Source organism: Shewanella sp. NKUCC01_JLK (assembly GCF_019345615.1).
Classification (GTDB): domain Bacteria; phylum Pseudomonadota; class Gammaproteobacteria; order Enterobacterales; family Shewanellaceae; genus Shewanella; species Shewanella oncorhynchi.
On sequence record NZ_JAHKRD010000013.1, the window covers coordinates 78,289 to 101,143 of the forward strand.

The 22,855-nt window shown below is 46.4% G+C and carries 20 protein-coding genes; 9 read left to right on the forward strand and 11 right to left on the reverse strand.

Features of this window, described 5'->3' with window-relative positions; genetic code table 11:
* Positions 1 to 9 precede the first annotated feature (9 nt).
* The 4 genes from arfB to KO537_RS15105 all read left to right on the forward strand — a co-directional run bounded on the left by arfB (position 10) and on the right by KO537_RS15105 (position 2,414).
* Complete coding sequence (arfB, locus tag KO537_RS15090; RefSeq protein WP_011787977.1) at positions 10 to 441, forward strand: alternative ribosome rescue aminoacyl-tRNA hydrolase ArfB; 432 nt, start codon at positions 10 to 12, stop codon at positions 439 to 441.
* A 288-nt stretch (positions 442 to 729) separates the two neighbouring features.
* Positions 730 to 1,170: a type II 3-dehydroquinate dehydratase gene (gene aroQ / locus KO537_RS15095; RefSeq protein ID WP_028759381.1), complete on the forward strand. Its 441-nt coding sequence runs from the start codon at positions 730 to 732 to the stop codon at positions 1,168 to 1,170.
* A 35-nt stretch (positions 1,171 to 1,205) separates the two neighbouring features.
* Positions 1,206 to 1,655, forward strand: a complete 450-nt coding sequence (accB, locus tag KO537_RS15100) for an acetyl-CoA carboxylase biotin carboxyl carrier protein (RefSeq protein WP_219234770.1) — start codon at positions 1,206 to 1,208, stop codon at positions 1,653 to 1,655.
* 81 nt (positions 1,656 to 1,736) lie between these two features.
* A complete protein-coding gene (locus tag KO537_RS15105) occupies positions 1,737 to 2,414 on the forward strand; it encodes an SDR family NAD(P)-dependent oxidoreductase (RefSeq protein WP_113939203.1) in 678 nt (225 codons plus the stop codon).
* 54 nt (positions 2,415 to 2,468) lie between these two features.
* Here the strand turns inward: KO537_RS15105 and KO537_RS15110 are convergent, their stop codons facing one another.
* Positions 2,469 to 3,704 carry an MFS transporter gene (locus KO537_RS15110; protein WP_028759320.1) on the reverse strand — a complete coding sequence of 412 codons (1,236 nt, stop codon included), beginning with the start codon at positions 3,702 to 3,704 and terminating at the stop codon, positions 2,469 to 2,471.
* A 162-nt stretch (positions 3,705 to 3,866) separates the two neighbouring features.
* A complete protein-coding gene (locus KO537_RS15115) occupies positions 3,867 to 4,664 on the reverse strand; it encodes a hypothetical protein (RefSeq protein WP_219234771.1) in 798 nt (265 codons plus the stop codon).
* A 159-nt stretch (positions 4,665 to 4,823) separates the two neighbouring features.
* On the opposite strand from KO537_RS15115, the gene ubiD reads away from it, so the two are divergent.
* The 3 genes from ubiD to KO537_RS15130 all read left to right on the forward strand — a co-directional run bounded on the left by ubiD (position 4,824) and on the right by KO537_RS15130 (position 8,671).
* The gene (gene ubiD, locus KO537_RS15120) at positions 4,824 to 6,305 is read left to right on the forward strand and encodes a 4-hydroxy-3-polyprenylbenzoate decarboxylase (RefSeq protein WP_173247757.1); all 1,482 of its coding nucleotides are present in this window, start codon (positions 4,824 to 4,826) and stop codon (positions 6,303 to 6,305) included.
* 114 nt (positions 6,306 to 6,419) lie between these two features.
* Positions 6,420 to 7,130: an NAD(P)H-flavin reductase gene (fre, locus tag KO537_RS15125; protein ID WP_028759394.1), complete on the forward strand. Its 711-nt coding sequence runs from the start codon at positions 6,420 to 6,422 to the stop codon at positions 7,128 to 7,130.
* Positions 7,131 to 7,906: 776 nt separating this feature from the next.
* On the forward strand, positions 7,907 to 8,671 hold the full coding sequence (locus KO537_RS15130; RefSeq protein ID WP_173247763.1) for a putative adhesin: 765 nt from the start codon (positions 7,907 to 7,909) through the stop codon (positions 8,669 to 8,671).
* Positions 8,672 to 8,959: 288 nt separating this feature from the next.
* Here the strand turns inward: KO537_RS15130 and KO537_RS15135 are convergent, their stop codons facing one another.
* Positions 8,960 to 9,130, reverse strand: a complete 171-nt coding sequence (locus KO537_RS15135) for a hypothetical protein (protein WP_219234772.1) — start codon at positions 9,128 to 9,130, stop codon at positions 8,960 to 8,962.
* 98 nt (positions 9,131 to 9,228) lie between these two features.
* On the reverse strand, positions 9,229 to 9,621 hold the full coding sequence (locus KO537_RS15140; RefSeq protein ID WP_173247766.1) for an SMI1/KNR4 family protein: 393 nt from the start codon (positions 9,619 to 9,621) through the stop codon (positions 9,229 to 9,231).
* Between the two features lie 218 nt (positions 9,622 to 9,839).
* Here KO537_RS15140 and KO537_RS15145 point away from each other — a divergent pair, with 218 nt between their 5' ends.
* On the forward strand, positions 9,840 to 11,384 hold the full coding sequence (locus KO537_RS15145; protein ID WP_251071120.1) for a DUF3644 domain-containing protein: 1,545 nt from the start codon (positions 9,840 to 9,842) through the stop codon (positions 11,382 to 11,384).
* A gap of 544 nt (positions 11,385 to 11,928) precedes the next feature.
* Here KO537_RS15145 and KO537_RS15150 read toward each other — a convergent pair.
* A complete protein-coding gene (locus KO537_RS15150; protein ID WP_012588671.1) occupies positions 11,929 to 12,558 on the reverse strand; it encodes a flavin reductase family protein in 630 nt (209 codons plus the stop codon).
* A 255-nt stretch (positions 12,559 to 12,813) separates the two neighbouring features.
* On the opposite strand from KO537_RS15150, the gene KO537_RS15155 reads away from it, so the two are divergent.
* Positions 12,814 to 15,207, forward strand: a complete 2,394-nt coding sequence (locus tag KO537_RS15155) for a fatty acid cis/trans isomerase (RefSeq protein ID WP_173247769.1) — start codon at positions 12,814 to 12,816, stop codon at positions 15,205 to 15,207.
* A 51-nt stretch (positions 15,208 to 15,258) separates the two neighbouring features.
* On the opposite strand, the gene KO537_RS15160 is transcribed toward KO537_RS15155, so the two are convergent.
* From KO537_RS15160 to KO537_RS15185, 6 genes are all read right to left on the reverse strand, one after another.
* Positions 15,259 to 17,373 (reverse strand): M13 family metallopeptidase, encoded by a 2,115-nt coding sequence (locus tag KO537_RS15160; protein WP_219234773.1) that lies wholly within the window; start codon positions 17,371 to 17,373, stop codon positions 15,259 to 15,261.
* Between the two features lie 235 nt (positions 17,374 to 17,608).
* On the reverse strand, positions 17,609 to 18,892 hold the full coding sequence (locus KO537_RS15165) for a winged helix-turn-helix domain-containing protein (protein WP_105250343.1): 1,284 nt from the start codon (positions 18,890 to 18,892) through the stop codon (positions 17,609 to 17,611).
* 221 nt (positions 18,893 to 19,113) lie between these two features.
* Entirely contained in the window at positions 19,114 to 19,986 is an 873-nt protein-coding gene (locus KO537_RS15170) for an ABC transporter permease subunit (protein ID WP_173247777.1), read from the reverse strand.
* Positions 19,983 to 21,023 (reverse strand): ABC transporter ATP-binding protein, encoded by a 1,041-nt coding sequence (locus KO537_RS15175; RefSeq protein WP_173247780.1) that lies wholly within the window; start codon positions 21,021 to 21,023, stop codon positions 19,983 to 19,985. The genes KO537_RS15170 and KO537_RS15175 overlap by 4 nt, the downstream gene beginning before the upstream one ends.
* Positions 21,020 to 22,309: a nitrous oxide reductase family maturation protein NosD gene (gene nosD / locus KO537_RS15180; RefSeq protein WP_219234774.1), complete on the reverse strand. Its 1,290-nt coding sequence runs from the start codon at positions 22,307 to 22,309 to the stop codon at positions 21,020 to 21,022. Before nosD ends, KO537_RS15175 begins: the two co-directional genes overlap by 4 nt.
* Before the next feature lie 10 nt (positions 22,310 to 22,319).
* Positions 22,320 to 22,811 carry a nitrous oxide reductase accessory protein NosL gene (locus KO537_RS15185; RefSeq protein WP_219234775.1) on the reverse strand — a complete coding sequence of 164 codons (492 nt, stop codon included), beginning with the start codon at positions 22,809 to 22,811 and terminating at the stop codon, positions 22,320 to 22,322.
* Between the last annotated feature and the right edge of the window lie 44 nt (positions 22,812 to 22,855).

Genomic DNA, 22,855 nt, shown 5'->3' on the forward strand with positions numbered 1-22,855 from the left:
TGCTGAAAAATGCCTAAGTTTGCCATGATAAAAATCTCAAACCGTGTGGAACTTCAGGAAAATGAAATCGAGTGGCAATTTATCCGTTCGAGTGGTGCAGGCGGCCAGCACTTAAATAAAGTGTCCACCGCTGCGCAGCTGATTTTCGATATTAAAAGCTCATCATTACCCGAGTTTTACCAAGAACGCTTGCTCAACAAGGCGGATCACCGCATCACTAAAAGCGGCAAAATCATTATCAAATGCCAAGCGAGTCGCAGCCAAGATGCCAACCGCCAAACGGCTTTGGAGCAATTTATCGCCTTGGTTGCCAGTGTCGGTGAAGTGCAGAAAAAACGCATCCCCACCCGCGCCACTAAAGGCAGCCAAACTCGGCGATTAGAAACCAAGAAACAAAAAGGTGCCACTAAGGCCATGCGTCAACAGAAGAGTGACTATTAACTTAGGTGACAGTTAACTTAGGTGGCAATTAACTCAACTGACAGCCAACTTAGACAATTACTAACCCGGTACCAGAGAAATAACCGCAATTGAACCCAGCCAACAATGGCACAAAATGTCAAAGGTATAATTGGCTCGTACATGCTCAGCTCGCACACAATCGACTAACGGATAATGCAAAATCGATTTGAACAGGTTAAGTTAGTGGCCTATGTCGAAAACTGAAATAAATTTATTCCAACTTTAATCCCAACATTAATCCCAAGGCATGCCGTAAAGGAAAGCGCAATGAGTCACAAAATTTTGCTCGTCAATGGCCCCAATCTCAACCTCTTAGGCCGCCGCGAGCCCAGCGTTTACGGTCATCAAACCTTAGCCGACATAGTGGCGGAGTTAAATCAGCAGGCAAAGTTGGCGGGAGTTGAGCTCGAACATATTCAGTCCAACGCCGAATTTGAGCTAATCAATGCGATTCATGCGACCGATGCCCAGATGATTATTATCAATCCCGCCGCCTTTACTCACACCAGCGTCGCCCTGCGTGATGCCTTGCTTGGCGTGGCAATTCCGTTCTTTGAAGTACATTTATCCAATGTGCACGCCCGTGAAGCCTTTCGCCACCATTCCTATTTTTCCGATAAGGCGATAGGTGTGATTTGCGGTTTCGGTTCACAGGGTTATGAGTTTGCGCTGGCAGCGGCCATTAAACGGCTCAACCAGCCACAGTAATCCCATTCAATAGCGTGCTTTGCAAGGGCAGATAAATGGCAATGGATCTTCGTAAAATTAAAAAACTCATTGAGTTAGTACAAGAATCTGACATAGCAGAACTGGCGATCACCGAAGGTGAAGAATCAATTCGCATCACCCGTTACAGCCCTATGCCAGCCAATGTGCAATCACAGCAAACGCTACCCAGAGCACGCGTCACGCCTTTGAGTGAACAGGCAAAGCAAACAGGCATTTTGCCAAGTACAGAAGGTTTTGTACAAGTCTCACCTATGGTCGGCACTTTTTACGCGGCGGCAGAACTCGATGAGGTGCCGCTGGTTAAAGTCGGTCAACGAGTGAGCCAAGGTGAAGTGATCTGCATTATCGAAGCGATGAGAATGATGAATCCCATCCAAGCCGAGCGCGATGGCGTGGTCAGCACTATTTGGGCCAAAGACGGCGATGAAGTGGCATTCGATCAGCCACTATTTACCTTAATCTAACCGCTCGCCTTCCCATGAATTGAAGCGCACTTAGATTTAAGATGCGGTTTTCAAACCAAGACAGCATTAACCGAGGTCACTATGATATTAATTACCGGCGCCAGCAGTGGTTTAGGCGCGGCGCTCGCATCGCTCTACGCCAAAGAGAATGAAGCACTGACACTCACAGGTCGCCATGCCGAGCGCCTGCAAACCGTCGCCAATGCATTAACGCCTTTCTCCAACAAAACGATCGCTGCTATCACCGCCGATCTCGCCAGTGAATCGAGTCTCGAAGCCCTGTTCGATGGCCTAACGCAAGCCCCTAAAACCGTGATCCACTGCGCGGGCAGCGGCTACTTTGGAGCGATTGAAACCCAAACCGCCAGCGATATCCAAAGCCTGCTCAATAACAATGTCACCTCGACGATTCTGTTAGTGCGGGAATTAGTTAAACGCTATAAAGATCAAGCGGTCACTGTGGTTGTGGTCATGTCCACCGCAGCACTGGCCGCCAAGGCGGGAGAATCCACTTACTGCGCGGCAAAATGGGCGGTACGGGGATTTATCGAATCGGTGCGATTAGAGCTTAAACAAAGCCCAATGAAGTTGATTGCCGTGTATCCCGGTGGCATGGACACAGGCTTTTGGCCCAGTAGCGGTAAGGCTTTAGATACCTCAAGCTTTATGTCCGCCGATGAAGCGGCGGGCATGCTCAAACAAGCCTTGGTTGCCACAGAGCATGGTTATATCGCCGATATCACCATACAAAGGGGCTAAATGTGCGGATTCGAGACGCAGAATATGACCACTGCGTCTCTTCCTTAGCGCTCGCTAGTCGGCGCAGTTTGCTGTGTTTAGGGTAACGACGCGACGGCTTTCTCTGTGGGTCAGCCACCACATCAGCAGTCCTCCCAATGACAACAAAGACGCCGCATAACCTGTTGCGGCAATGCCTTGTCCAGACAGGATCACTAAACTGCCCACCCAAGGGCCAATTGCATTGGCAAGATTAAAGGCGCATTGCACTAAAGCGCCTGTCATGGCTTGCCCATCGGGCGCCACATCCATCAATCTGGCTTGCACAATAGTGGCGAGCCCTAACCCACAACCGACAAAAAATACCACGGGCATCAGCGCCCAGTAATGTCCGGTCAAACTCGGGTAAATCGCCAACACCACAGTGCTTAACACTAACGACCAAAACGCCGCCGCTAAGGCCGACTTATCCGCCGCCCAGCCGCAAACTAAGGTGCCCAATGTTGCGCCAATACCAAATACCGCCATCATGATTGGGATCTTAAACGGCTCGACTTGTGTCACTTGGATTAAGGTTTCAGCCAGATAGGTATACACGCAGAAGATACCACCAAAGCCAATGGCCGCGATACCGAGCGTCAGCCAGACTTCACGATTTTTAAGGGTTTGTAGCTCTTTTTTGGGACTCGCATCAGCGGGCACGGCTTGATTAGGTGCTAAAAAATACACCATTATCGCGGTAATGGTCGCCAGAATTGCCACTATGCCAATGCCAGAGCGCCAGCCCACAGTTTGCCCCATCCAAGTCGCAAACGGCACACCGATAATCGTCGCCAGCGTAAGGCCAATAATCACCCGCGATACGGCGCGGGCCTTCATTTCTGGCGGCACTAAAGAGGCGGCGAGCAACATAGCCACGCCGAAATAAGCGCCGTGGGGCAAGCCGCTGAGAAAACGAAAAAAGATTAACCAATTCAATGATGGCGCTAACGCACTTAAGCCATTGGCCACCGCCATTAACCCGGCTAAGGCAATCAAGAGTGTTCGCCGTCTGACCCTAACGGCCAGCACCATGATAATTGGCGAACCGACCACAACCCCCAGCGCATAGGCACTAATGGCATAACTCACATGGGCAACCTCTACCCCTAAATCACTCGCGATATAAGGCACTAAGGTCATGGAAGCAAATTCTGTGGTGCCTAAAGCGAATGTTCCGAGTGCTAAGGCAAGTAACACCCATAATGTACTGGCGCCCTTATGCTGATTTTGGACAGATGGATTTTGAACCTGATGTTGAACGGTTTTCAAACGTTTTCTCCGCTATGCTATAAAACGACAACTAGCTGATAAATAACTAATAAAAAGATAATAAAAGATGATAAATAACTAATAAAAAGATAATAAAAGATGATAAATAAATTGGAGCCCACTAAGGGGCTCCAATTTCTCAGTCATTTACGTAATGTAAATCTATCTGACTAACTGTTCTTGATAGGTTTGACTGTTCCAGTCGTAGGCGTAAAGCGTGCCTTGCCACTCGTAAAGTGTACGACCATCCTGCTGCACAACCCTAGCATTGCTCGGCAAGCTAGACACACTGTGCGGTGCGCGTGGGCGCGGAGTTGCAGCTGTTTTGCCTGCGGCATTACTAGTTTGCGACACCAGTTGCCCAGTCGTTTGTCCGGCCATATTTACAGGCATACTCGACACCATACGGCCTTCACTCGCAGAATACTGCATACTGGTTGTTACCCGTACAGGTGCAGAAATGGCCACAGGTTCATCATCATAGGCCATAGGAATCGACAAACCTATGCCCGAATAGGGCGAGTTCCAGTAATTTCGAGCGTAGGCGTCACGCGACGTATTCCAACCCCAATCATTGTTCCAATGGGTGTTCACACCGTAACCAACATTCCAACCCGATCCCCACCCCGTAGCGAGCCCTAAACCCCAAGGGTAATAAGGTCGATAATAGGGACGATAATGGCGATTATCTTTGCGCACATGGCGGTTGTCGTAATAATTGTCATGACGATTGTTGTAATGACTATCGCCACGACTGTAGCTATCACGATGACCGTGGCGTTCGTCTTGATCCGAATAGCCTCTATTTCCGGCCACCGCCACAGTCGGCACACTGAGCGCCCCCAAAAGTGAGATCCCCACGGCAAGCGATAAAACCAAGCACTTTAGCGACCGCTTATGCGCGCCATGTGATTGACTTTGAACACACTTTTCTTGAGCAAACCATACAGGAATATTCATATAAACCTCGAAATAAAGGGCGTAAGCGAGATCTATCGCGACTTACTGGTAACCATTTTACGCTTCCTAAGCTTGAAGATCACTGAATTGGTTAACCCTAAAACAGAAAAATGCTATAGTGCGCGCCACATGGATTTTCACTGCAGAGGCTATTTCCACATGAGTTTTAAGGATTTACGCAGCTTTATTGATCACTTAGAAGCCAATGGCGAACTCAAACGCATTAGCTACCCAGTTGATCCTCATTTAGAAATGACAGAGATCGCCGATCGCGTATTACGCGCTCAAGGCCCTGCGCTATTATTTGAAAATCCCAAAAATCATCACATGCCCGTGTTGGTAAACCTGTTCGGTACGCCAAAACGTGTGGCCATGGCACTCGGCAAAGACGACCCATTAGCCCTGCGCGAAGTGGGCGAACTGTTAGCCTTTTTAAAGGAACCTGAGCCACCACGCGGTTTTAAAGACGCGATCGCTAAGATCCCTATGTTCAAGCAAGCCTTGAATATGCCGCCAAAGACAGTGCGTAATCCGCCTTGCCAACAAATCATCAAAACCGGCGATGAGGTCGACTTAACCCAATTGCCTATTCAGCATTGCTGGCCTGGCGATGTCGCGCCACTAGTGACCTGGGGCTTAACCATCACCAAAGGCCCGCGCAAGAGTCGTCAGAATTTAGGCATTTATCGCCAACAATTACTGGGTAAAAACAAGCTGATTATGCGCTGGTTATCCCACCGTGGCGGCGCGTTAGATTTTGCTGATTTTAAACAACAATTCCCCGGTGAGCGTTATCCGGTTGTGGTCGCACTCGGCGCCGATCCTGTGACCATTTTAGGTGCCGTCACCCCAGTCCCCGATTCCATGAGCGAATACGCTTTTGCCGGTTTACTGCGCGGTGAACGTACCGAAGTCTGTAAGGCATTAAGCTGTGACTTAGAAGTGCCCGCCACCAGTGAAATCATCCTCGAAGGCTATATCGATCCTGAGGAACTGGCGGAAGAAGGCCCCTACGGCGATCACACGGGTTACTACAACGAAACCGATAAGTTTCCAGTATTTACCGTTACTCACATCACTCAGCGTAAAGATGCCATCTACCACAGCACTTACACTGGCCGTCCACCGGATGAGCCCGCCATGCTGGGGGTCGCATTAAACGAAGTGTTTGTGCCGATTTTGCGTAAGCAATATCCTGAGATCGTTGATTTTTATCTGCCGCCTGAGGGTTGTTCGTACCGCATGGCAGTGATCTCCATTCGCAAACAATATCCGGGACATGCCAAACGAGTGATGATGGGCGCTTGGTCTTTCCTGCGCCAATTTATGTACACTAAGTTTATTGTCATAGTGGATGAAGATGTGAACTGTCGTGACTGGCAGGATGTGATCTGGGCGATCACCACCCGCATGGACCCTAAACGCGATACTGTGATGATCGAAAACACCCCGATCGACTACCTCGATTTTGCTTCACCCGTTGCGGGCTTAGGCTCAAAAATGGGACTCGATGCCACCAATAAGTGGGAAGGTGAAACCAACCGCGAATGGGGCACGCCAATCGTGATGGATCCAAAAGTAAAACAAAAGATCGACTCAATCTGGGATGAGTTAGGCATAGACGACAGCCCAACCCTATAATTCAGCTTAAGCCATTACTCAAGTATCGGCTTAAGCCAAGAGAATAGGCCAATAACAGGCCTCTAAAGCGACACCTAGACACATACTGTTGAAGAAAGGTGCAAAGGAAGTTTGATGAAAACCATACGTTGTAAGATAGAGAAAGTTAACCCATTTAACGATGCCGTATATCAAGTATTGTTAAGGCCTGAAACCGCCTTCGATTTCCAAGCGGGGCAATACTTATGTGTTGTCATGGGTGAAAAAGATAAACGCCCCTTCTCTATCGCATCAGCGCCAAACGCCGAGCTGATCGAATTACACATTGGCGCCGCTGTAAGTGAAAGCTACCCAATGCAAGTGGTCGAGCGCCTGAAAGCCTGCGCCATTGATGGCAGCACTATCGACATCGAAGCCCCAGGCGGCGAAGCCCACCTGCGTCACGAAAGCATTCGCCCTCGTCTGTTAATCGCCGGCGGCACAGGTTTCTCTTACATTAAAAGTATCATCGAGCACCAAATCGCCCTCGGCCAACAAGTTGAAACTATGCTGTATTGGGGTTGTCGCACCCAAGATGCCATGTATTTTGAAACCATCGCTCGCCAATGGCACGACGCTCACCCTTGGTTACACTTTGTGCCAGTCATCGAAGAAGCTCCCGCAAATTGGCAAGGCAAAACCGCCAATCTGTTAGCGCAAATCAAACAAGATTTTGTCAGCTTAAATGGCTACGACATCTATATCGCCGGCCGTTTCGACATGGTGGGTGCTGCACGGGAAATCTTCCGCGAGATTGGTGTAGAAGAAGCGCATCTCTACGGAGATGCGTTCGCGTTTATCAAATAACGCGATAATTGGTTAGCTTAGCTGGCTAACCTTTGCCAGCTAAGGCTTAAATAATAAACCCCAGTTTTTACTGGGGTTTTGTTTTTACATTACGCCGTATTTCACTTATTGGTGTGTTCTAAAGATCTAGAAATTTTCAAGTCAGCGAATAATGTAATTATTAAGCACTGTCATTCCAGTGACTCGCCGTAAATATATCCCTATAGGCTCGACGGCGGCATCCATGCCGCCAACGGTCACTTACATGCCAGTGCTTAATCTCCTTAAACTCCTCAGAAACCTGAAAGTCTTTTTTACTGCCATGATTGCTGAAAGTTTAACAATGGGCGGGTCATCAAATTACTAACAGATAGTAAAGATGTAAACTACATCAGCTGTGAATCTCTTCACAGCCCACATACCCTATAGTTTAGATTAATCTGGCTTTCAATCATCACGACTTCAACCTCAGGAGAAGAACACTCGTGACAGAAGAAGCTAAATGCCAGCTCACCACTTATCAGTCCGCTCTTATCGGTCTAGTGACTATAAGACTAAGATCATCTTGCCAATGTAATCCCGGTGCTTTCATAAACCCGGCATCCTCATCACGGAGAATCACATAGCCAGAAGTTGACTACGCGCCATTAAGATTAGGTGTCTCTATTCTTTTATCTCTTTCAGTGTAAAAAGAACTAACGGAATATTTTTACAGAATACTTCGGAAATTTTCTAGTGATATTAATGATATATAAGATAAGAATGCCAACTCTTATAGTTCAACTTTTTAGGTCTGTATGCCAAAATCAATTTTATCACCCATTATTCCCATAGCTTCCACTCAATCAATATTTGGCACTGTAGGGAAAAGCGAAAATGATTTTTCCAAAAATGTAAAAAGTGTTCGGAATATCCCAAATGTAGCAGCACAAATATCACCAAGGGTCTTCAATCATAATGGCATAGCGATAAGCCAAACAGGTCATGCTAAACAATTAGTTATTTTGACTCACGGCGGATGGAAAGAGCTTGAGAATAAGTCAACCGCCTTTCGCCGCCAGGTCGGTGATGGATGGACACATGTACCCACTGGATTACGTATAGATTTCTATACTGAGGATAAAAACTTCACTAAAGGGCCGAGTGTACTTTCAGAAGTGAATAAACGACCAAATGATGCGCTTAAAGGATTAGAGCCCCATCTAGGGCTCAGTGAAAGCGATTTAGTTCTCTTAGCGAATAGTCGAAATAAGTCGGTTGAGAGTATTAGAGATGACATGCTGAACTTGGCGACTTATAAGAAAGATGGCGTCACTGAGGGCGGGAGAGTGAAAGATTATGCCTTATACCATCATGAAAATACTCATGCCTTAATACAGCAACATCAAAATGGAAAATATAGTCCAGATGTTGATATTGCATTGGTCACGGATAAAAAGCATAAACGACATCTCTCTGATATTTTTGAAGCGATCAAAAAATCTGGAGCAGAATATCAGGTTATTCACTTTGGAGCTTGTAGGGTTGAACGAAGTGGTTCTGCAGTGCCTGAGTTAGCATAATCTCAGCAGTCAGAATCGCAACGGATTTGACCAGTAGACGATTTGAGACCTAGCAACACCTTTAGACACCTTGCTAAGTGAGTTAAATCACTTAGCAAGGTGAATCATGGCGACATAGAAAATCGCTGAATTTAGAGTCGAAGCACTGAGGCGTGTGGATAAGATCGCTGTTGCCGCTCAGCTCACCGTTAGACAATTGTCACTCACCCCATACCCGACCAATGAGGACTGCTCGTCCTATCAAAAACGTCCATGTTAAATAGCCAGCTCGATATCCATATCTCGCGCTCAAAGCGGCCGTAGGCCTTCGCCCTTGGATTCTCCAAGACGAACAACTTCCATATCTAACTGCCAGTTCGTCATCCATGACTCTCGTTCATAACGCTGCTGCGCAGCATTCACCCTAGCGAAGTTACATGCATTAGTGACTGGCTTCGTGCTTATTCGAAAATCGCTCACGCGATTTTCTTCAACCCCTTCAGCAACTTCGCAGGTGATAGGTATTATCTGTAGCTAACGAGTTAAAAATTTAATTTTAATCATACTGTTATCACTATTTATAGCTTTTTAATTCCATTAAAAGAAGCGGCTAATTGTTGAAGCTCGCCAGTTTCATGAAGCCACAAATAAACCGTGTCCAAAAACCTGCCTGACTCTTTTATAAAAACCATTTGGTCACCTAACCCATTGCCCGCAATTGTGATGGCATTCTCAGGGAAATGACCGAACCCTTTGCAGGAACTAGTTTCATAAAGGATGTGATGACAAGTGCGGGAAATTCGTTTTCTATCGGAAGTATCTTTAATCGGGTACAACTCCCAATCATCATCTGCCGTAGCAGCCTCGCCACCATTATCCAATTTCATTGCTTCACGATATTCGTGTGGCAATGTTGCACCCAACTCTAGTTCAGTTAGGACTAGTTGTTCTTCCGATAAATCAAAGGGCACTTACCTCTCCTTAGATAGAAAATCTAGCCGCCCATTATAAATCACTATTCGAGTGTGAAAACAGCAAAAAAATCATCGACATCGAAAAATGCTTCCACTAACTTATGCATAAGATCTCCAGTGTAATGGGGCTCTCGTGGTCAAAAAAATCGATCACGAGGAGGGCCATTAGTTCAGATTAGTTAATAATCTCTAGCTACTAAGAAAGGAATCAGATAATGCAAATAAATAAGGATTGGTCATTCTCCGAAGCTATTTTAAAAATTAACAGTAACTATAAGCCTGGAGGTCAGTTTTCTGGAAAGGCTAGAAATGTCGCTATCGAACACTGGGTGCAATTAGCAGGTAAAAATAAAGCCCGAATTGAACTTCAATCGGCTTTGGATGAGTGCGGAACTAAGAAAGCGTTTTATCAAAAATACCAAATGGCGAGTGCTACGTTGGAAGTAATTCTGGAGCTTATCTCTAACCTGCCTGAGCAACAACTTGTACAGCCAAAAGCACATACCAGCAAATATCAAAAAGTAGACAGAGCTTTCAGCTTTCTTGTTAGTAAGGAACGATCAGGTGAAACTTTCACGATAAAAGAGCTTGCTGAAGCTACAGACTGGACAGTTGAAACGTGCAGAACATACCCAACAAAGCGTTGGCATCAGTATGTGGAGAAGATTGGTATGGATTATTCCAGCTCGGGCTTTGCCTACATGAGTTTGGAAGAGTTCAGGGCCGTTCACAGCCAAAAATTGCAACAAACTACAGATCTATCTTCACGAGGTATTTTGCTTGAGAAAGCAAAGGAATTTGCCTTGCTAGCAGTATCAACCTATAACAATCCTTTTACTCACTATAAAACCTATGGGTTTATAGTGAATGTTGTGATTGCTTACACTTCCTTGTTTCACGCAATTTTCGAGAAAAAAGGGGTGGATTATAGGTATCTTGATGGTTCTGGTAATCCAGTCATGATTGATGGGGATACGAAAGCTTGGGAATTATCAAAATGTTGTCGGTATTACTGGCAAAATACTGGAGCGGCTGAGGTAGCTAATATTGAATTTTTGATTGGGCTAAGAAACAGAATAGAACACCGAAGTCTTCCTGCTTTGGACCTTGCTGTTGCAGGAGAATGCCAATCAGCTCTTTCTAATTTTGAGAACCTTCTGATTAAGGAATTTGGAGACACGCACACGCTATGCGCAAATCTAGCCATTGCAATGCAGTTAACCAGAATTTCTGAGCAGGCTCAAATTGATGCAATGAAGCAGCTACAAAGAGAAAACTACCGTGTTGTTCGGGAATACATGGAAACTTTTAGAAAAGACCTCGATGAAGATGTGTTTCAAAGTCAACACTTCCGATTAAGAGCATTTTTGGTCCCCAAAGTAGGCAATCATGCAAAAAGCTCTGATTTGACTATTGAGTTTGTTAATGTAGAAAAACTGAGTGCTGAGCAGCTCATGAATTATGAACGTGGTATAGCTTTTATTAAGGGAGTTGAGTCTCCATATAAGTTAAAACCAGGCAAGGTGGTCGCTCTTTTAAATGACCATTTCTCTGAGTTCAATATGGCAATGCACACAAAGTGTTGGAAATACTTCACGGCTAGACCGCAGAGCATTGAGGTCTCTTTTAAAGGTGAATATGCAGGCTACGTAGAGGGTTTTGATCATTATCTTTATACAAAAACGTGGGTCGAACACCTTAAGACTGTAATGAATAATAAAACTTTGATCGCAACAATAAAAAGTCATGAAAATCAATAAAATATGAGGAATATATGGTCACTTCGGGTTTAGAAGGCCAATCTACTTTCCTTTTCAAACTACATTCACGCTAAATTGATATATCACCTTTTACAACAGAGTATCGATTATTAATGATTGGTGGTTTTGCAACATATATCCGGCGTCTCAGCCCAGCGGAGAATTGAGACACTTACAATTATTTGGCTTTCAGGGCTAACTAACAACATTAAAACTTAAGGGATACACCATACCCTCGGAGTTGCCGCAGGGCGAATAGACAAATTGCGTGAGTCTCGACATGGATGGCGAGCTAGCTTTCGCAGGTGCAGGGATGCATCCTTCGGAAGCGATAGCAAATTTGTCAATGAGCACAAGGGGCTTTCAACTCCGTTAGGGGCGTCTTGGAGAATCCAAGGAGGATAGGACGAGCAGTCCTCCTTGGTCGGGTGTGGGGTGAAGCCCCACGACTTTGACTTAGATTTAAAAAGTTAACAGTTAAACTAATGCCCAAAACTCAAACGAAGTTTAAAAAATCAAAGCCCTGCGGCACCTGAGCAACCCCCTACACTTGTGGTCTATGTAGATCGAAACGCAGATCTTCACAGATCCCATAATAAGCCGATGGGCCGCCGGCACGTAATACGGGCTCGGCAAGGGCAGTTTGATAAATCCCCTCGGCATTGAGTAAATGCTTAGCAATATGCACGGCCACCACTTCACCTAACACTAACCAAGTATCAATCTTGTCGCCATTGGCGGCGGTGAGTTGAATACATTGGGACAATTTGCATTCGAAGTTTACTGGGCTTTCAGCCACTAAATCGGCCTTAACAATGGTGCCAGCTTTAGCCGTGAGTCCTGCAAAACTAAACTCATCTTGACCGCGTGGCAGCATGGCGGAGGTTTGATTCATCTGCTCGGCTAAGCCGCGAGTGGTGAGGTTCCACACAAACTCCCCTGTTTCGACGATATTGGCGACACTGTCTTTCCAACCTGTGCTGGCAAAGCCGATGATGGGTGGTTTGTAGTTGAAACAATTGAAAAAGCTGTAAGGTGCGAGATTGCGTTGCCCCTCGGCATTCCGCGATGAAATCCAGCCGATCGGTCGAGGCCCCACAATCGCATTTAAAGGATCGTGTGCAAGGCCATGGCCTTTGCTCGGTTCGTAAAAATAGCGGTTATCAGCAGTCATACTTCATCCTTTTGTTATTGCCACAACAATACTGGTGCAATTAATACAGCCATCACAGGTACGCTTTTATAGCCGCTATCTTACCCAAGTTTCGAGCAGCGACCAAAAGTCTGTAGGGCAACTTAAGTCAGCTCCTTGAACAACATCTGGCTGCAAATTTCAAATCCAACACACTCTTCTGCTAAAGTAATACTTATCAGTGGGCTAAAAAGCCTAACTCTGCTAAATAGCATGCGGCAAATGAAGGAGCGGTGAATGGGCGCGATAAAAGGGGGATGGAAGAGGTTGTTGTTGGTCACAGTGCTGTTAGCGACGGGTTGTGCCAGCGTAGCGCAAATCGATTTTAATGCTCTGTTTGGCACTAGCTCACCGCAAAAACGTGTCGAAAATGCACAGCTGAACGACCAATTTATTCAACAAGCCGAGTTTGTGCACACACAAGTTGAGCCTATTCTCAATAGCCGCTGCGTGGTATGTCATGCCTGTTACGATGCCCCCTGTCAGTTAAAAATGACCTCAAGCGAAGGTATAGAGCGTGGGGCAAGTAAGGAAAAGGTTTACCAAGGCACACGCTTAGTCGCTGCCACACCTAATCGCTTACTTGTCGATGCCTTTACCCCAGAAGCTTGGCGTCAACGCGGGTTTTACCCCATGCTAAACGAGCGCGATCAAACCCCAGAAGCCAATACCCAAGCCTCGGTATTAGCCAGAATGCTCACGCTTAAGCAAATGCATCCCCTGCCCGAAGACAAGATTTTAGATAAGCGTTTTGATTTCAGCCTAGACAGAGTTCAGCAATGCGCCAGCCTAGAGGAAATGGACAAATACGAGCAAAGCCAGCCCCTTGCAGGTATGCCTTATGGCTTGCCAGCACTGAATGCGAATGAACATCAAGTGTTGATGCACTGGCTCGAGCAAGGTGCGCCACTGCCGTTTGCACAAGCGCTTACACCTGAATTTATTGCAGAAATAACCCTCTGGGAGAAGTTTTTAAACGGCGACAGTTTAAAAAGCCAATTAAGTGCACGCTACATCTACGAGCATTTGTTTGCCTTCCATTTATATTTTGAGTCTTTGAATCAGCCGAACACCCAGCCTTTATTCTTCGAGTTAGTGCGTTCTCGGACGCCGCCGGGGCAAGCGCTGGATATTATCGCCTCCCGTCGTCCCTTCGATGATCCTAAGGTGGAGCGAGTCTATTACCGCTTTCGGCCTTATCGGGCAACCATAGTCGATAAAACCCATATCCCCTACGCTTTGAATACCGGCTTGCTGGATAACTGGCAACAATGGTTTATCGATGCGGATTACTCAGTCACTCAACTGCCGAGCTACAAGCCGAGCGTTGCGGCCAATCCCTTTGAAGCTTTTATTCAAATTCCTGCCAGTGCGCGCTATCGATTTATGCTGACCCGCGCCCAAGATACCATTATGGGCTTTATCAAAGGCCCAGTGTGCCGTGGTCAGGTGGCGCTCAATGTCATTAACGATAGATTCTGGGTGTACTTTGTGACTCCAGATTATATGGACGACACTGACTTTAGCGCCTTTTACCATTCCCAACTTGAAAACCTACGTATGCCAGCGGAGGAAGAAAGCACTGCACTCGCCGTAACTTGGGTGAAATATGCCGCCAAACAAGGCAAATATATGCGGGCGCGTAATCAGTTCTTGAACGAGAAATTCAAAAACGGCCAGCACCTCACTATCGACGGACTCTGGGATGGCGACGACACCAATGATAATGCCAGCCTGACAGTGCTACGCCACTTCGACAATGCCACAGTGGTCAAAGGCTTAGTCGGCGAACCGCCCAAAACGGCTTGGATTATCGATTATGCCTTGCTGGAGCGTATCCACTATTTATTGGTCGCGGGTTTCGATGTTTATGGTAACTACGGCCACCAGCTATTAACTCGCTTATACATGGATTTTTTACGGATGGAGGGGGAATCGAATTTCCTGACCCTATTGCCGCAGGAGGAAAGACGCAAGCAGTTGAGTGATTGGTATCAAGGGGCAGGTACTCAGCTCACGGCCTTTATCGCAGGGGATATCAACACCTTTCATCAGCCTACGGGCGTACTCTACTTTAGCGACGATCTAAAGGGCGAGCTGTATCAAAAACTCGGACAGAAGGTTGCTAAGGTTCAACCCAATCGATATTACATAGAAAACAGCAGCTTGCAAATACATAGCAAAGCACTTTTACACACATTAGATCGATTAAAAGGCACACAAGCGACCCTGTTACCTGAACTAACCATGATCATGGTCGAACCTGAAAAAGCGGGTAAAGCTGAGATATTTACCTTAGTTCGCAATAGCGCCCATCGGAATATTTCGAGCCTGTTTAATGAGGCGAGTAACCGCGAACCCGCTAAAGATGATGTCACTTTAGTGCATGGCTTATTGGGTAGTTATCCTGAGGCATTTTGGCGAGTGAAAGAACAAGACTTGCCTAACGTCGTGGCGACAATAGAGAAAATGCAAACTGAAAAAGACTATGAAGCACTGTTAGATATGGTGGGTGTACGCCGTACTGATCCGAAGTTTTGGGCCTTTAGTGACAAACTCAATCAGATCTTTTTCGACAATCACCCGATAGAAAGTGGGTGGCTGGATTACAACCGACTGCAAAATCGTTAATAAAAAGGGGAACGTTAGTGTTCCCCTTCCTTTCAAATCAACCCAGTAAACTTACCAGATCTTAACGCGATCTTCAGGGGCTAAATACAGCTTGTCGCTAGGCTTAACATCGAATGCAGTATACCAAGCATCTAAGTTACGCACGGTCAGCGCGCGATACATGCCGGGGGCATGTCCATCGGTTGCCACCCGAGCACGCAGGGCTTCGTCACGCATCTTAGTGGCCCAGGTTTGCGCAAAGCCGATAAAGAAGCGTTGATCACCCGTAAAGCCTCCAATCACTGGCGCATCTTTGCCTTTAAGCGAGGCGTGGTAAGCATCATAAGCGGCGGCTAAACCTGCTACGTCGGCAATGTTTTCACCTAAGGTCAACTTACCATTCACGTGTAAATCAGGGAAAGGCGCATAGGCATCAAACTGCTGCGCTAACGCATCGCCTTGCTTATCAAATTGAGCAAAGTCAGCGGGCGTCCACCAGTTACGCATAGCACCAGTCGAGTCAAAGGCCGCACCATTGTTATCAAAACTATGGCTGATTTCATGGCCAATCACAGCGCCAATCGCGCCATAGTTGTAAGCGGCATCGGCCTTAGCATCGAAGAATGGCGGTTGCAAAATACCCGCTGGGAAGTTAAGCGCATTCTGCACGGGCAAATTCACCGCATTCACCACTTGCGGCGTCATCCACCACTCGCCTTTATCCATTGGTTTGCCAATCTTGGCTAACTGATGGCTGTACTCCACTTTTTCGCCATTGATGGCATTGGCGTAGGCATTGGTCGCAGTCACTGCATAGCTGTCGTAATTGCGCCATTTGTCGGGATAACCCACGCCCACCGCCATCGTTGCCACTTTTGCTAGGGCTTCTTTCTTGGTTGAAGGGTCCATCCAATCGAGTTTTTCCACTCGCTGACCGAAGGCGGTCACTATGTTATCCACCATAGTGCTGACTTCTGCTTTGGCCGAAGCAGGGAAATATTGCTCGGCATAGGCATGGCCTACGGCATCACCTAAATATTGGTCGAGTGCTGCTAAGGCACGTTTATCGCGGCTGCGCTGCTCTGGCGTGCCAGAAAGCTTAGTGCCATTAAAAGCAAACGAAGCGTTGTCGATAGCCGATGGCAACACATCAGCATGGCTGTTGATATGGTGGAACACGAGCCAATCTTTCCATGCTTCTAAAGGCTCTGAGGCCACAAGCGCAGAAAGTCCCGTAATCGCCGTTGCATGGTAGGCCGCAAATTTAGGCTGATTGCCCAGTTGCGCCGCCGCTAGAAAGGCAGTCCAATCGATGCCCGGTGCTTTGGCATCAAAGTCAGCACGGCTCCATACACCCGAAGACTGAGTAAAATCTTCGCTTGCTTCACGGCTGGCGTGGGCTGCGGCAATCTTGTTTTCAAGGGCGAAAATACGATCGGCACGGACAGCGGCATCGCTCACACCCGCATCTTTGAGCAAGGTTTCAATGTAAGCGCGGTAAGCGGTGCGAATGTCGACCATTTTAGGATCGGCAGACAGGTAATATTCACGCTCAGGTAAGCCTAAACCGCCCTGTAAAAAGTAAGGTAAGACTTCGCCCGGCGTGGCTAAACCTTGGGTGACGAAGATCCCAAATAGGTTTTCGGTATAAAAGTCAGTCGCGTTGAGAGGGTCGACATCGGCGCGCAGATTTCCGCCTAACGCCGCAGATAAATCCTGCTTGCTCGCAATGGCCTCATAACGGGCAATATCCGCCTCGGCAGGCTTCATTCCTGCGGCATCAATAGCGGCGGTATCTGTGTAAGCCTTGTAGAAATCGGCGATACGCGCTTCGTCGCTTCCCGCCGTATGTTGCGCTTTCACCAGATCGGCAATCAAACTGGTTTTATGCTTTTCGGTTGCTTCAAAGGCAACGAGGAAAGCGCCAGTGCTGGAGCGATCGGCTGGGATCATCGTCGTTTTCATCCATTCGCCATTGGCGTAGGTATAAAAATCATCCCCTGGTTTTACCGTTGGCGTCATAGCCGCGACATTAATGCCAATCGGCATTTGAGCCGCAACGTCTTGACTTTTTAGCGCGTTTTCGCTGGTTTTTACGGTGTTTTCTGTGGTGTTATCACTGCAAGCAGTGAGCCCAGCCAGTACTGAAGTTGATAGTAATAGCACGGGAATAAGACGGTCCGACATGAATGACTCCTCTCTTTTTTATTATTGTATTTATCTTGTGATGATTAGGTTTGGCAGTGTAACTGGCACTGAATGAAGAAGTAAAACAAAGCCAATTTTTATGATAGAAAGTTAATGCAAACAATTTGAGCCAGACGCTTAAACACGCAGCTTAGTATCATCACGACCGCGCTCAACTGCAGGCACAAAAAAGCCGACACTATGTCGGCTTAATCAAGTCTGGCTAATGACTGCTCTATAATTTGATCTGAGTGTACTGAGTCCACGCAAGTACTTGTCCCATCTGAGGAATGATCCATACTGCCGTGTGCTCATTTTGATAAACACGATAATAAAATAAATCTTCATCACGGATATCATGCTTACGAATTTCACGGTAGAACTGCATAGCAGAATGGCTGACTTCATCCGGTTTTGTCAGTTCTTTTTGTAACACTTTAACGTGAAAAACATCGACTTTAAGGTCATCAATTGTGGTCTGGTACTGCTCAAACTCACCGCGGATAGTGTATTTAATCGGCGTCGTTAAACAATCTTGATCTGTAATACAGGAGGTTGAATAAAACTTACCCTTATTTTGCCCTTCATAGACCAGAGACATACTGAGATCGTTACGAACTAAGAGTTCGCCCGCGACGGGAAAATAAATATCCGCATGGTAATTATGCTCAAGTAGCTCACCCATTCCTTTATCATCCGCAGGGAGGACAATACGGTTATAGCGAATGCGCTGCTCCATTATTTGGCTCAGCGGAATGAACTCCGCCATATTTAATCCTGCGGGTTTTGCATCTATCGCCGTGACATTGATGATGCCGTGACCACTGCAGGCATCGGCGTCCAGCTCAGGGCAAATCGCCATCGAATAATTTTTGCCATCTGTTGAGGTAAACGCACTGAAGTAATTAAGGTTATTGATGTGATTTCCCTCTGGCGCTAAATGTTTTTGCCACCATGAAGGATGTAAACGATCCTCATCACCAATATAGAAGGTTCGTGCCGTCCCCAGCGTGCCACCAATATTGAGGCTGATATATTTATCGGCATGCCATTTAGCCACCTGTTTAACCACCGCATGATGGTCGCTCACATACCAAACGATTGCCAAGATAGCGCACAAGAGGGCAATACCAGCAACTTTAGTCCAAACCGACACCCCCACTAAGGCATCACGAATTGCATTCGCATCATTGATCGCCAGCATCTTTACATGGGATTGTTCAGAGATATGCAATTGATAACCGCGGCGTGCCACGGTTTTAAGCTGCACTTCGGTATAGGGTTCGAGCTTTTTACGTAAGGTACTGATGCATTGTGTTAAAGAGGTAGGAGCAACCACCCTTTCAGGCCAGCCGACCTGCAGCAATTCTTCCTTAGTAAAAATGGCATTCGTGGATGATAACAGCAGCACTAATAAGGCCGTTTCGGAAAAAGTCAGGCTGATGGTTGTCCCATTCACATGATCGACTAATTCCTTAGCCTGTTCATCTAACATTAAATAAGATGTGATTTTATGCATGTTAAACGCCTGAAAGATCAGCCAATACTGATAAAGTTTGATTACACTAACAACATGCAATCATCATGTGACATTGTTTCTTTCCAAGAAAACGATGATATGCAATCACCAAGTCAAGATGGTTAATTTTACCTTTTAACAACATATAAGAGTGTGACTCTATACTCAGTTTAGTCATTGTTTAATAAGTACAAAGTTAGACTAATACAGAGGTCGCTAAACTAGATTTCTTGGTATTTAAAGATCCAAGAACAACACAAAAGTAATGCACCAATCCAGCCACCCAGCAAACCATACATTAAGGGTAAGCCCAGCCCAGTTTGAGCAAGCAGAGTGAGACTACTTTTAGCCGCGAGTGTATCCGAGGGAGTCGCGAGTAAATTTAAAGCACGGAACAGATCAGTGGGGTTCAACAAAATCAGTAGATTGAATACAGTACGATTAAACATCTCACTCATTCCAACCACAGCACTGAGTAAAATCAGATCATAAACCAGCACAAGCACAAACCATAAAATGAGTAATATCCCCAGTGCCTTAGCTTTTTCTCGCACACACAAACTAATCCAATAACCCAAGAGCACGAACACTAATGACAGCAAAATACTGCTCATAATCAAATGGCTAAACCCGATCGCTATGGATAACTGGGCCTGAGTATCGCCCAGTGATATCAGTATTAATCCTGTTAAACCAAAGCCCAAAATGCAGGCAATGGTCATCACGCAGGCATGGCCTAAAAACTTGCCGCACACCAGATGCCAACGTGCTAATGGATAGGTCAGCAGTAACAGCAGAGTGCCGGATTCTTTTTCACCAACAAAGCTGTCATAACTCAATAAAATCGCACCTAAAGGGAGCATAAATACCGATAAAGTGACTAACCCAGAGAGGATCTGGGCAGGCTCAAATACCACTAAGTTGCCGGACACAGCGCTGCCCATAAAACTCACACACAGAGATAGCAGCAACAAGATTCCCGCCATCATCCATAACCAACGATTACGTAAATTATCCTTAAACTCTTTGGCGGCTATGGTGCTCACTATGCTCAGAGCACTTAAACTATGGTGCAAAACCTCGGAACGGTTCATAGGACTGATTCCAAATTAATCGCCTGATTTATATCTGTTATATTAATAGTCTTTGTGGGCATTGTTGGCGACTGAAGGGGGCAAAGACTTTCCATGTAATGATGAAACACACTCTGCAAACTAGGAGGTTCAATAGAAAAATCCCCCGCGGGCACTTTTTGTAATAAGTGATTTAACACGGCTGACTTTTGTTCCTGTGGCACGGCTAGTATGAGTCCCTGCCCCGCATTTGCCTTAACACATGCCGCTAAAATGGGATCTGCTAGCAATGCTTGCCTTTGAGTATTAGATAGAAAATGCAACAAGATATGATTTGGCAACTGAGTCGCTGCCCTCAGGGAGGTTAAGCTTCCCGAAGCTAACATTCGTCCTCTACCTAAGATCAAAGCGCGATCCATCTGATCTTGTACTAATCCCAACTCATGGGTACTGATAATAATGGCGCAGCCCTGCGCCCTGAGCTGAGCGATTTTTTGATACAGGAAAGCCGATGCCAAGGGATCTAAGCCAACTGTCGGTTCATCGAGTAACAGTACCTTAGGCTCAGCCAATATCGCCTGCGCGAGCCCAAGACGTTGCCGCATCCCCTTAGAAAAAGTACTCAAACGCTTATCTTTAGCAGCCTCTAAACCAAATTCATAAAGTAATTCATGCACTTTAGGCAAGGCAATGCCCTTAAGCTTAGCAAAATATCGCAGCAGCTCATTGGCGGTCATATTGTCATAAAAACTCACATTTTCAGGTAAATAGCCTAAGGACAAACTCTGTCTGGCATTCATACTTCCGACACTATGACCTTGAACTTGGAGCAGACCACTTGTGGGGGTAAGTAATCCCAAAATAAGCTTGAGTAACGTAGATTTACCCGCACCATTATGCCCAAGGAGTGCGATCACTTGACCCGCTAATACCTCAAAACTCACATCATCCAGTGCCTTAAACTTGCCATAGCATTTACTGATATTTGTCGCTTTAACAACCACATCTGCACTCGCTATAGGCTTACTTACTGAGCAGGTCAAAGTTTGATGATTCATCGCGAACCTCCATCAATCAGTACGTGCGCGCCACTTTGCATTAGTGGAAAACTATCACTTATACCGCTCGTCACTTGGGGCTGAAATTGGCGTTCCACCCAACGTAGTAGTAAAACAACGGGGCTTTCCATCAACAGTTTGGCTTCAGGATAAAGCCAAAACAGTTTATCTAAACTGTCATTCGGCCTATGGACAATATCCCCTAATCCATCGCCATTCAGATCCCAACCTTGATATTCCGACCAGTAATTCCCCTGCCCCTGATAACTCCATTCAAGTTGAGTTTCTCCGACATATTTGACTTGGGTTTGATTGGCCATAATACGATTATGCCAAAGGCGATTTTCCTCTCCGCCCATGGCCATACTGATCCCGGTATCGCTGTGGCTAAACTCGTTATCTTGAATACGGTTATGTTGAGCGGCGTAAATAAAAATACCTTTCCCCTCATTGCCAAGCTCCACAGTGCCCTTAGGGTTATGGATTTGACTCGCAACATTGGCTTGCACATGGGATGCCTCAGTAATGTTGAGTAAAATGCCAAAGTCCCGCGCCTGAGTCACACGGTTGTGGTGCAGGTAAATATGGGTTGAATTCATTAGGGCATAACCGCCATCGACGGCAATCGCTTGGTTTTGCCACGCTTCGTCGGCTTGGGTATACATATAGTGAATGCCATATTGCAGCTTAGTGAATTGATTTTCATAAATGCGGCTGTGGGTCACGGACTCTAAATACACACCATCACGGACAAAAATCAGCTGATTTCGGTCAATTTGTGGCGAATTAACATGCTTAAGATAAATGCCATCACCCCGATCAAGCACATGAATGGCACCGTTGCCACTAATACTATTGTCCGTGATGGTGGGCGAGTTTAGCTGTTCGCCATAAATACCAAAACCATCACCCACCAAGCGGTTTCCCTTAATCAGCACATTATCCGCCCCTTTTTTGAGTAAAATGGCGGCATCACGGTAATACAGATCCCGTCCCCAGTGGCGGATATTGAGCCCCTCAATACTCACCTGAGGTGCCTCAATGACCAATGCACTCCCTTGGCGCAGTGCATCTAATGTCGCGCCTATTTCCCCCTTTAGCGAAATGGATTGCGTCACCTTAAAGGAGCCTTCATACACCCCAGTGGCTAGCACTAAGGTGTCACCTGCTTGGGCTTTGTTAAGGGCAAGGGTGAGTGAATCTGTATCTGTTACCCGAATGAGTGCAGCCCAACTAGCAAAAGAGGCAAAGCACAGCAGCCAGATAAGGACGAGACGCAGCTTCATCATCACAACCTTATTTATCACCCGCGAGCAGTTCTAAGGTGATGTCATCAAATCTCAGTACTCGGCCACCGTATTCCTTAGCAAAGGCTTCGGCGGCAGCTTTAGTGCTAAAAGGGGCAACGGCAGGTCCCATCACGGCTTTCTTGGTCGTACCGTAAACATAGAAGGCATTTTGAGCATCAATAAAGGCGCCATCGTCTGGCTGATCCCAATCGGTCGTGCCCGCGTCATGCACCATCATGTAATCAATTTGTCTTTTATTTTCAGGCTGTAATGCAAAGTTAAACATATCGCGGCTAGAACAAAACTTAGGTACCGTTTTCTCAGCCTTGAGGTGCACTTGCCCTTTAGGTCCGGGATATTTAGTGATCACCATGCCGCATAAATGACAACGGTCATGCTCGTGGATCATCTCTGCTTTATGAACATGGTCTGTGGCCTCGCTTTTATTACAGCCAAATAGCAAGGGCACTAACAGCAACAATACATAGTATTTCTTCATCCTATTTATCCTTTTATTAAAATATCAACGCCTCGCCAGATTCC

Bases quoted from the DNA above. Each gene is read 5' to 3' on its own strand.
- arfB (WP_011787977.1), top strand. From the start codon at position 10: ATGCCTAAGTTTGCCATGATAAAAATCTCAAACCGTGTGGAACTTCAG.
- aroQ (WP_028759381.1), top strand. From the start codon at position 730: ATGAGTCACAAAATTTTGCTCGTCAATGGCCCCAATCTCAACCTCTTA.
- accB (WP_219234770.1), top strand. From the start codon at position 1,206: ATGGCAATGGATCTTCGTAAAATTAAAAAACTCATTGAGTTAGTACAA.
- KO537_RS15105 (WP_113939203.1), top strand. From the start codon at position 1,737: ATGATATTAATTACCGGCGCCAGCAGTGGTTTAGGCGCGGCGCTCGCA.
- KO537_RS15115 (WP_219234771.1), bottom strand. From the start codon at position 4,664: ATGAATATTCCTGTATGGTTTGCTCAAGAAAAGTGTGTTCAAAGTCAA.
- ubiD (WP_173247757.1), top strand. From the start codon at position 4,824: ATGAGTTTTAAGGATTTACGCAGCTTTATTGATCACTTAGAAGCCAAT.
- fre (WP_028759394.1), top strand. From the start codon at position 6,420: ATGAAAACCATACGTTGTAAGATAGAGAAAGTTAACCCATTTAACGAT.
- KO537_RS15130 (WP_173247763.1), top strand. From the start codon at position 7,907: ATGCCAAAATCAATTTTATCACCCATTATTCCCATAGCTTCCACTCAA.
- KO537_RS15145 (WP_251071120.1), top strand. From the start codon at position 9,840: ATGCAAATAAATAAGGATTGGTCATTCTCCGAAGCTATTTTAAAAATT.
- KO537_RS15150 (WP_012588671.1), bottom strand. From the start codon at position 12,558: ATGACTGCTGATAACCGCTATTTTTACGAACCGAGCAAAGGCCATGGC.
- KO537_RS15155 (WP_173247769.1), top strand. From the start codon at position 12,814: ATGGGCGCGATAAAAGGGGGATGGAAGAGGTTGTTGTTGGTCACAGTG.
- KO537_RS15160 (WP_219234773.1), bottom strand. From the start codon at position 17,373: ATGTCGGACCGTCTTATTCCCGTGCTATTACTATCAACTTCAGTACTG.
- KO537_RS15165 (WP_105250343.1), bottom strand. From the start codon at position 18,892: ATGCATAAAATCACATCTTATTTAATGTTAGATGAACAGGCTAAGGAA.
- KO537_RS15170 (WP_173247777.1), bottom strand. From the start codon at position 19,986: ATGAACCGTTCCGAGGTTTTGCACCATAGTTTAAGTGCTCTGAGCATA.
- KO537_RS15175 (WP_173247780.1), bottom strand. From the start codon at position 21,023: ATGAATCATCAAACTTTGACCTGCTCAGTAAGTAAGCCTATAGCGAGT.
- nosD (WP_219234774.1), bottom strand. From the start codon at position 22,309: ATGAAGCTGCGTCTCGTCCTTATCTGGCTGCTGTGCTTTGCCTCTTTT.
- KO537_RS15185 (WP_219234775.1), bottom strand. From the start codon at position 22,811: ATGAAGAAATACTATGTATTGTTGCTGTTAGTGCCCTTGCTATTTGGC.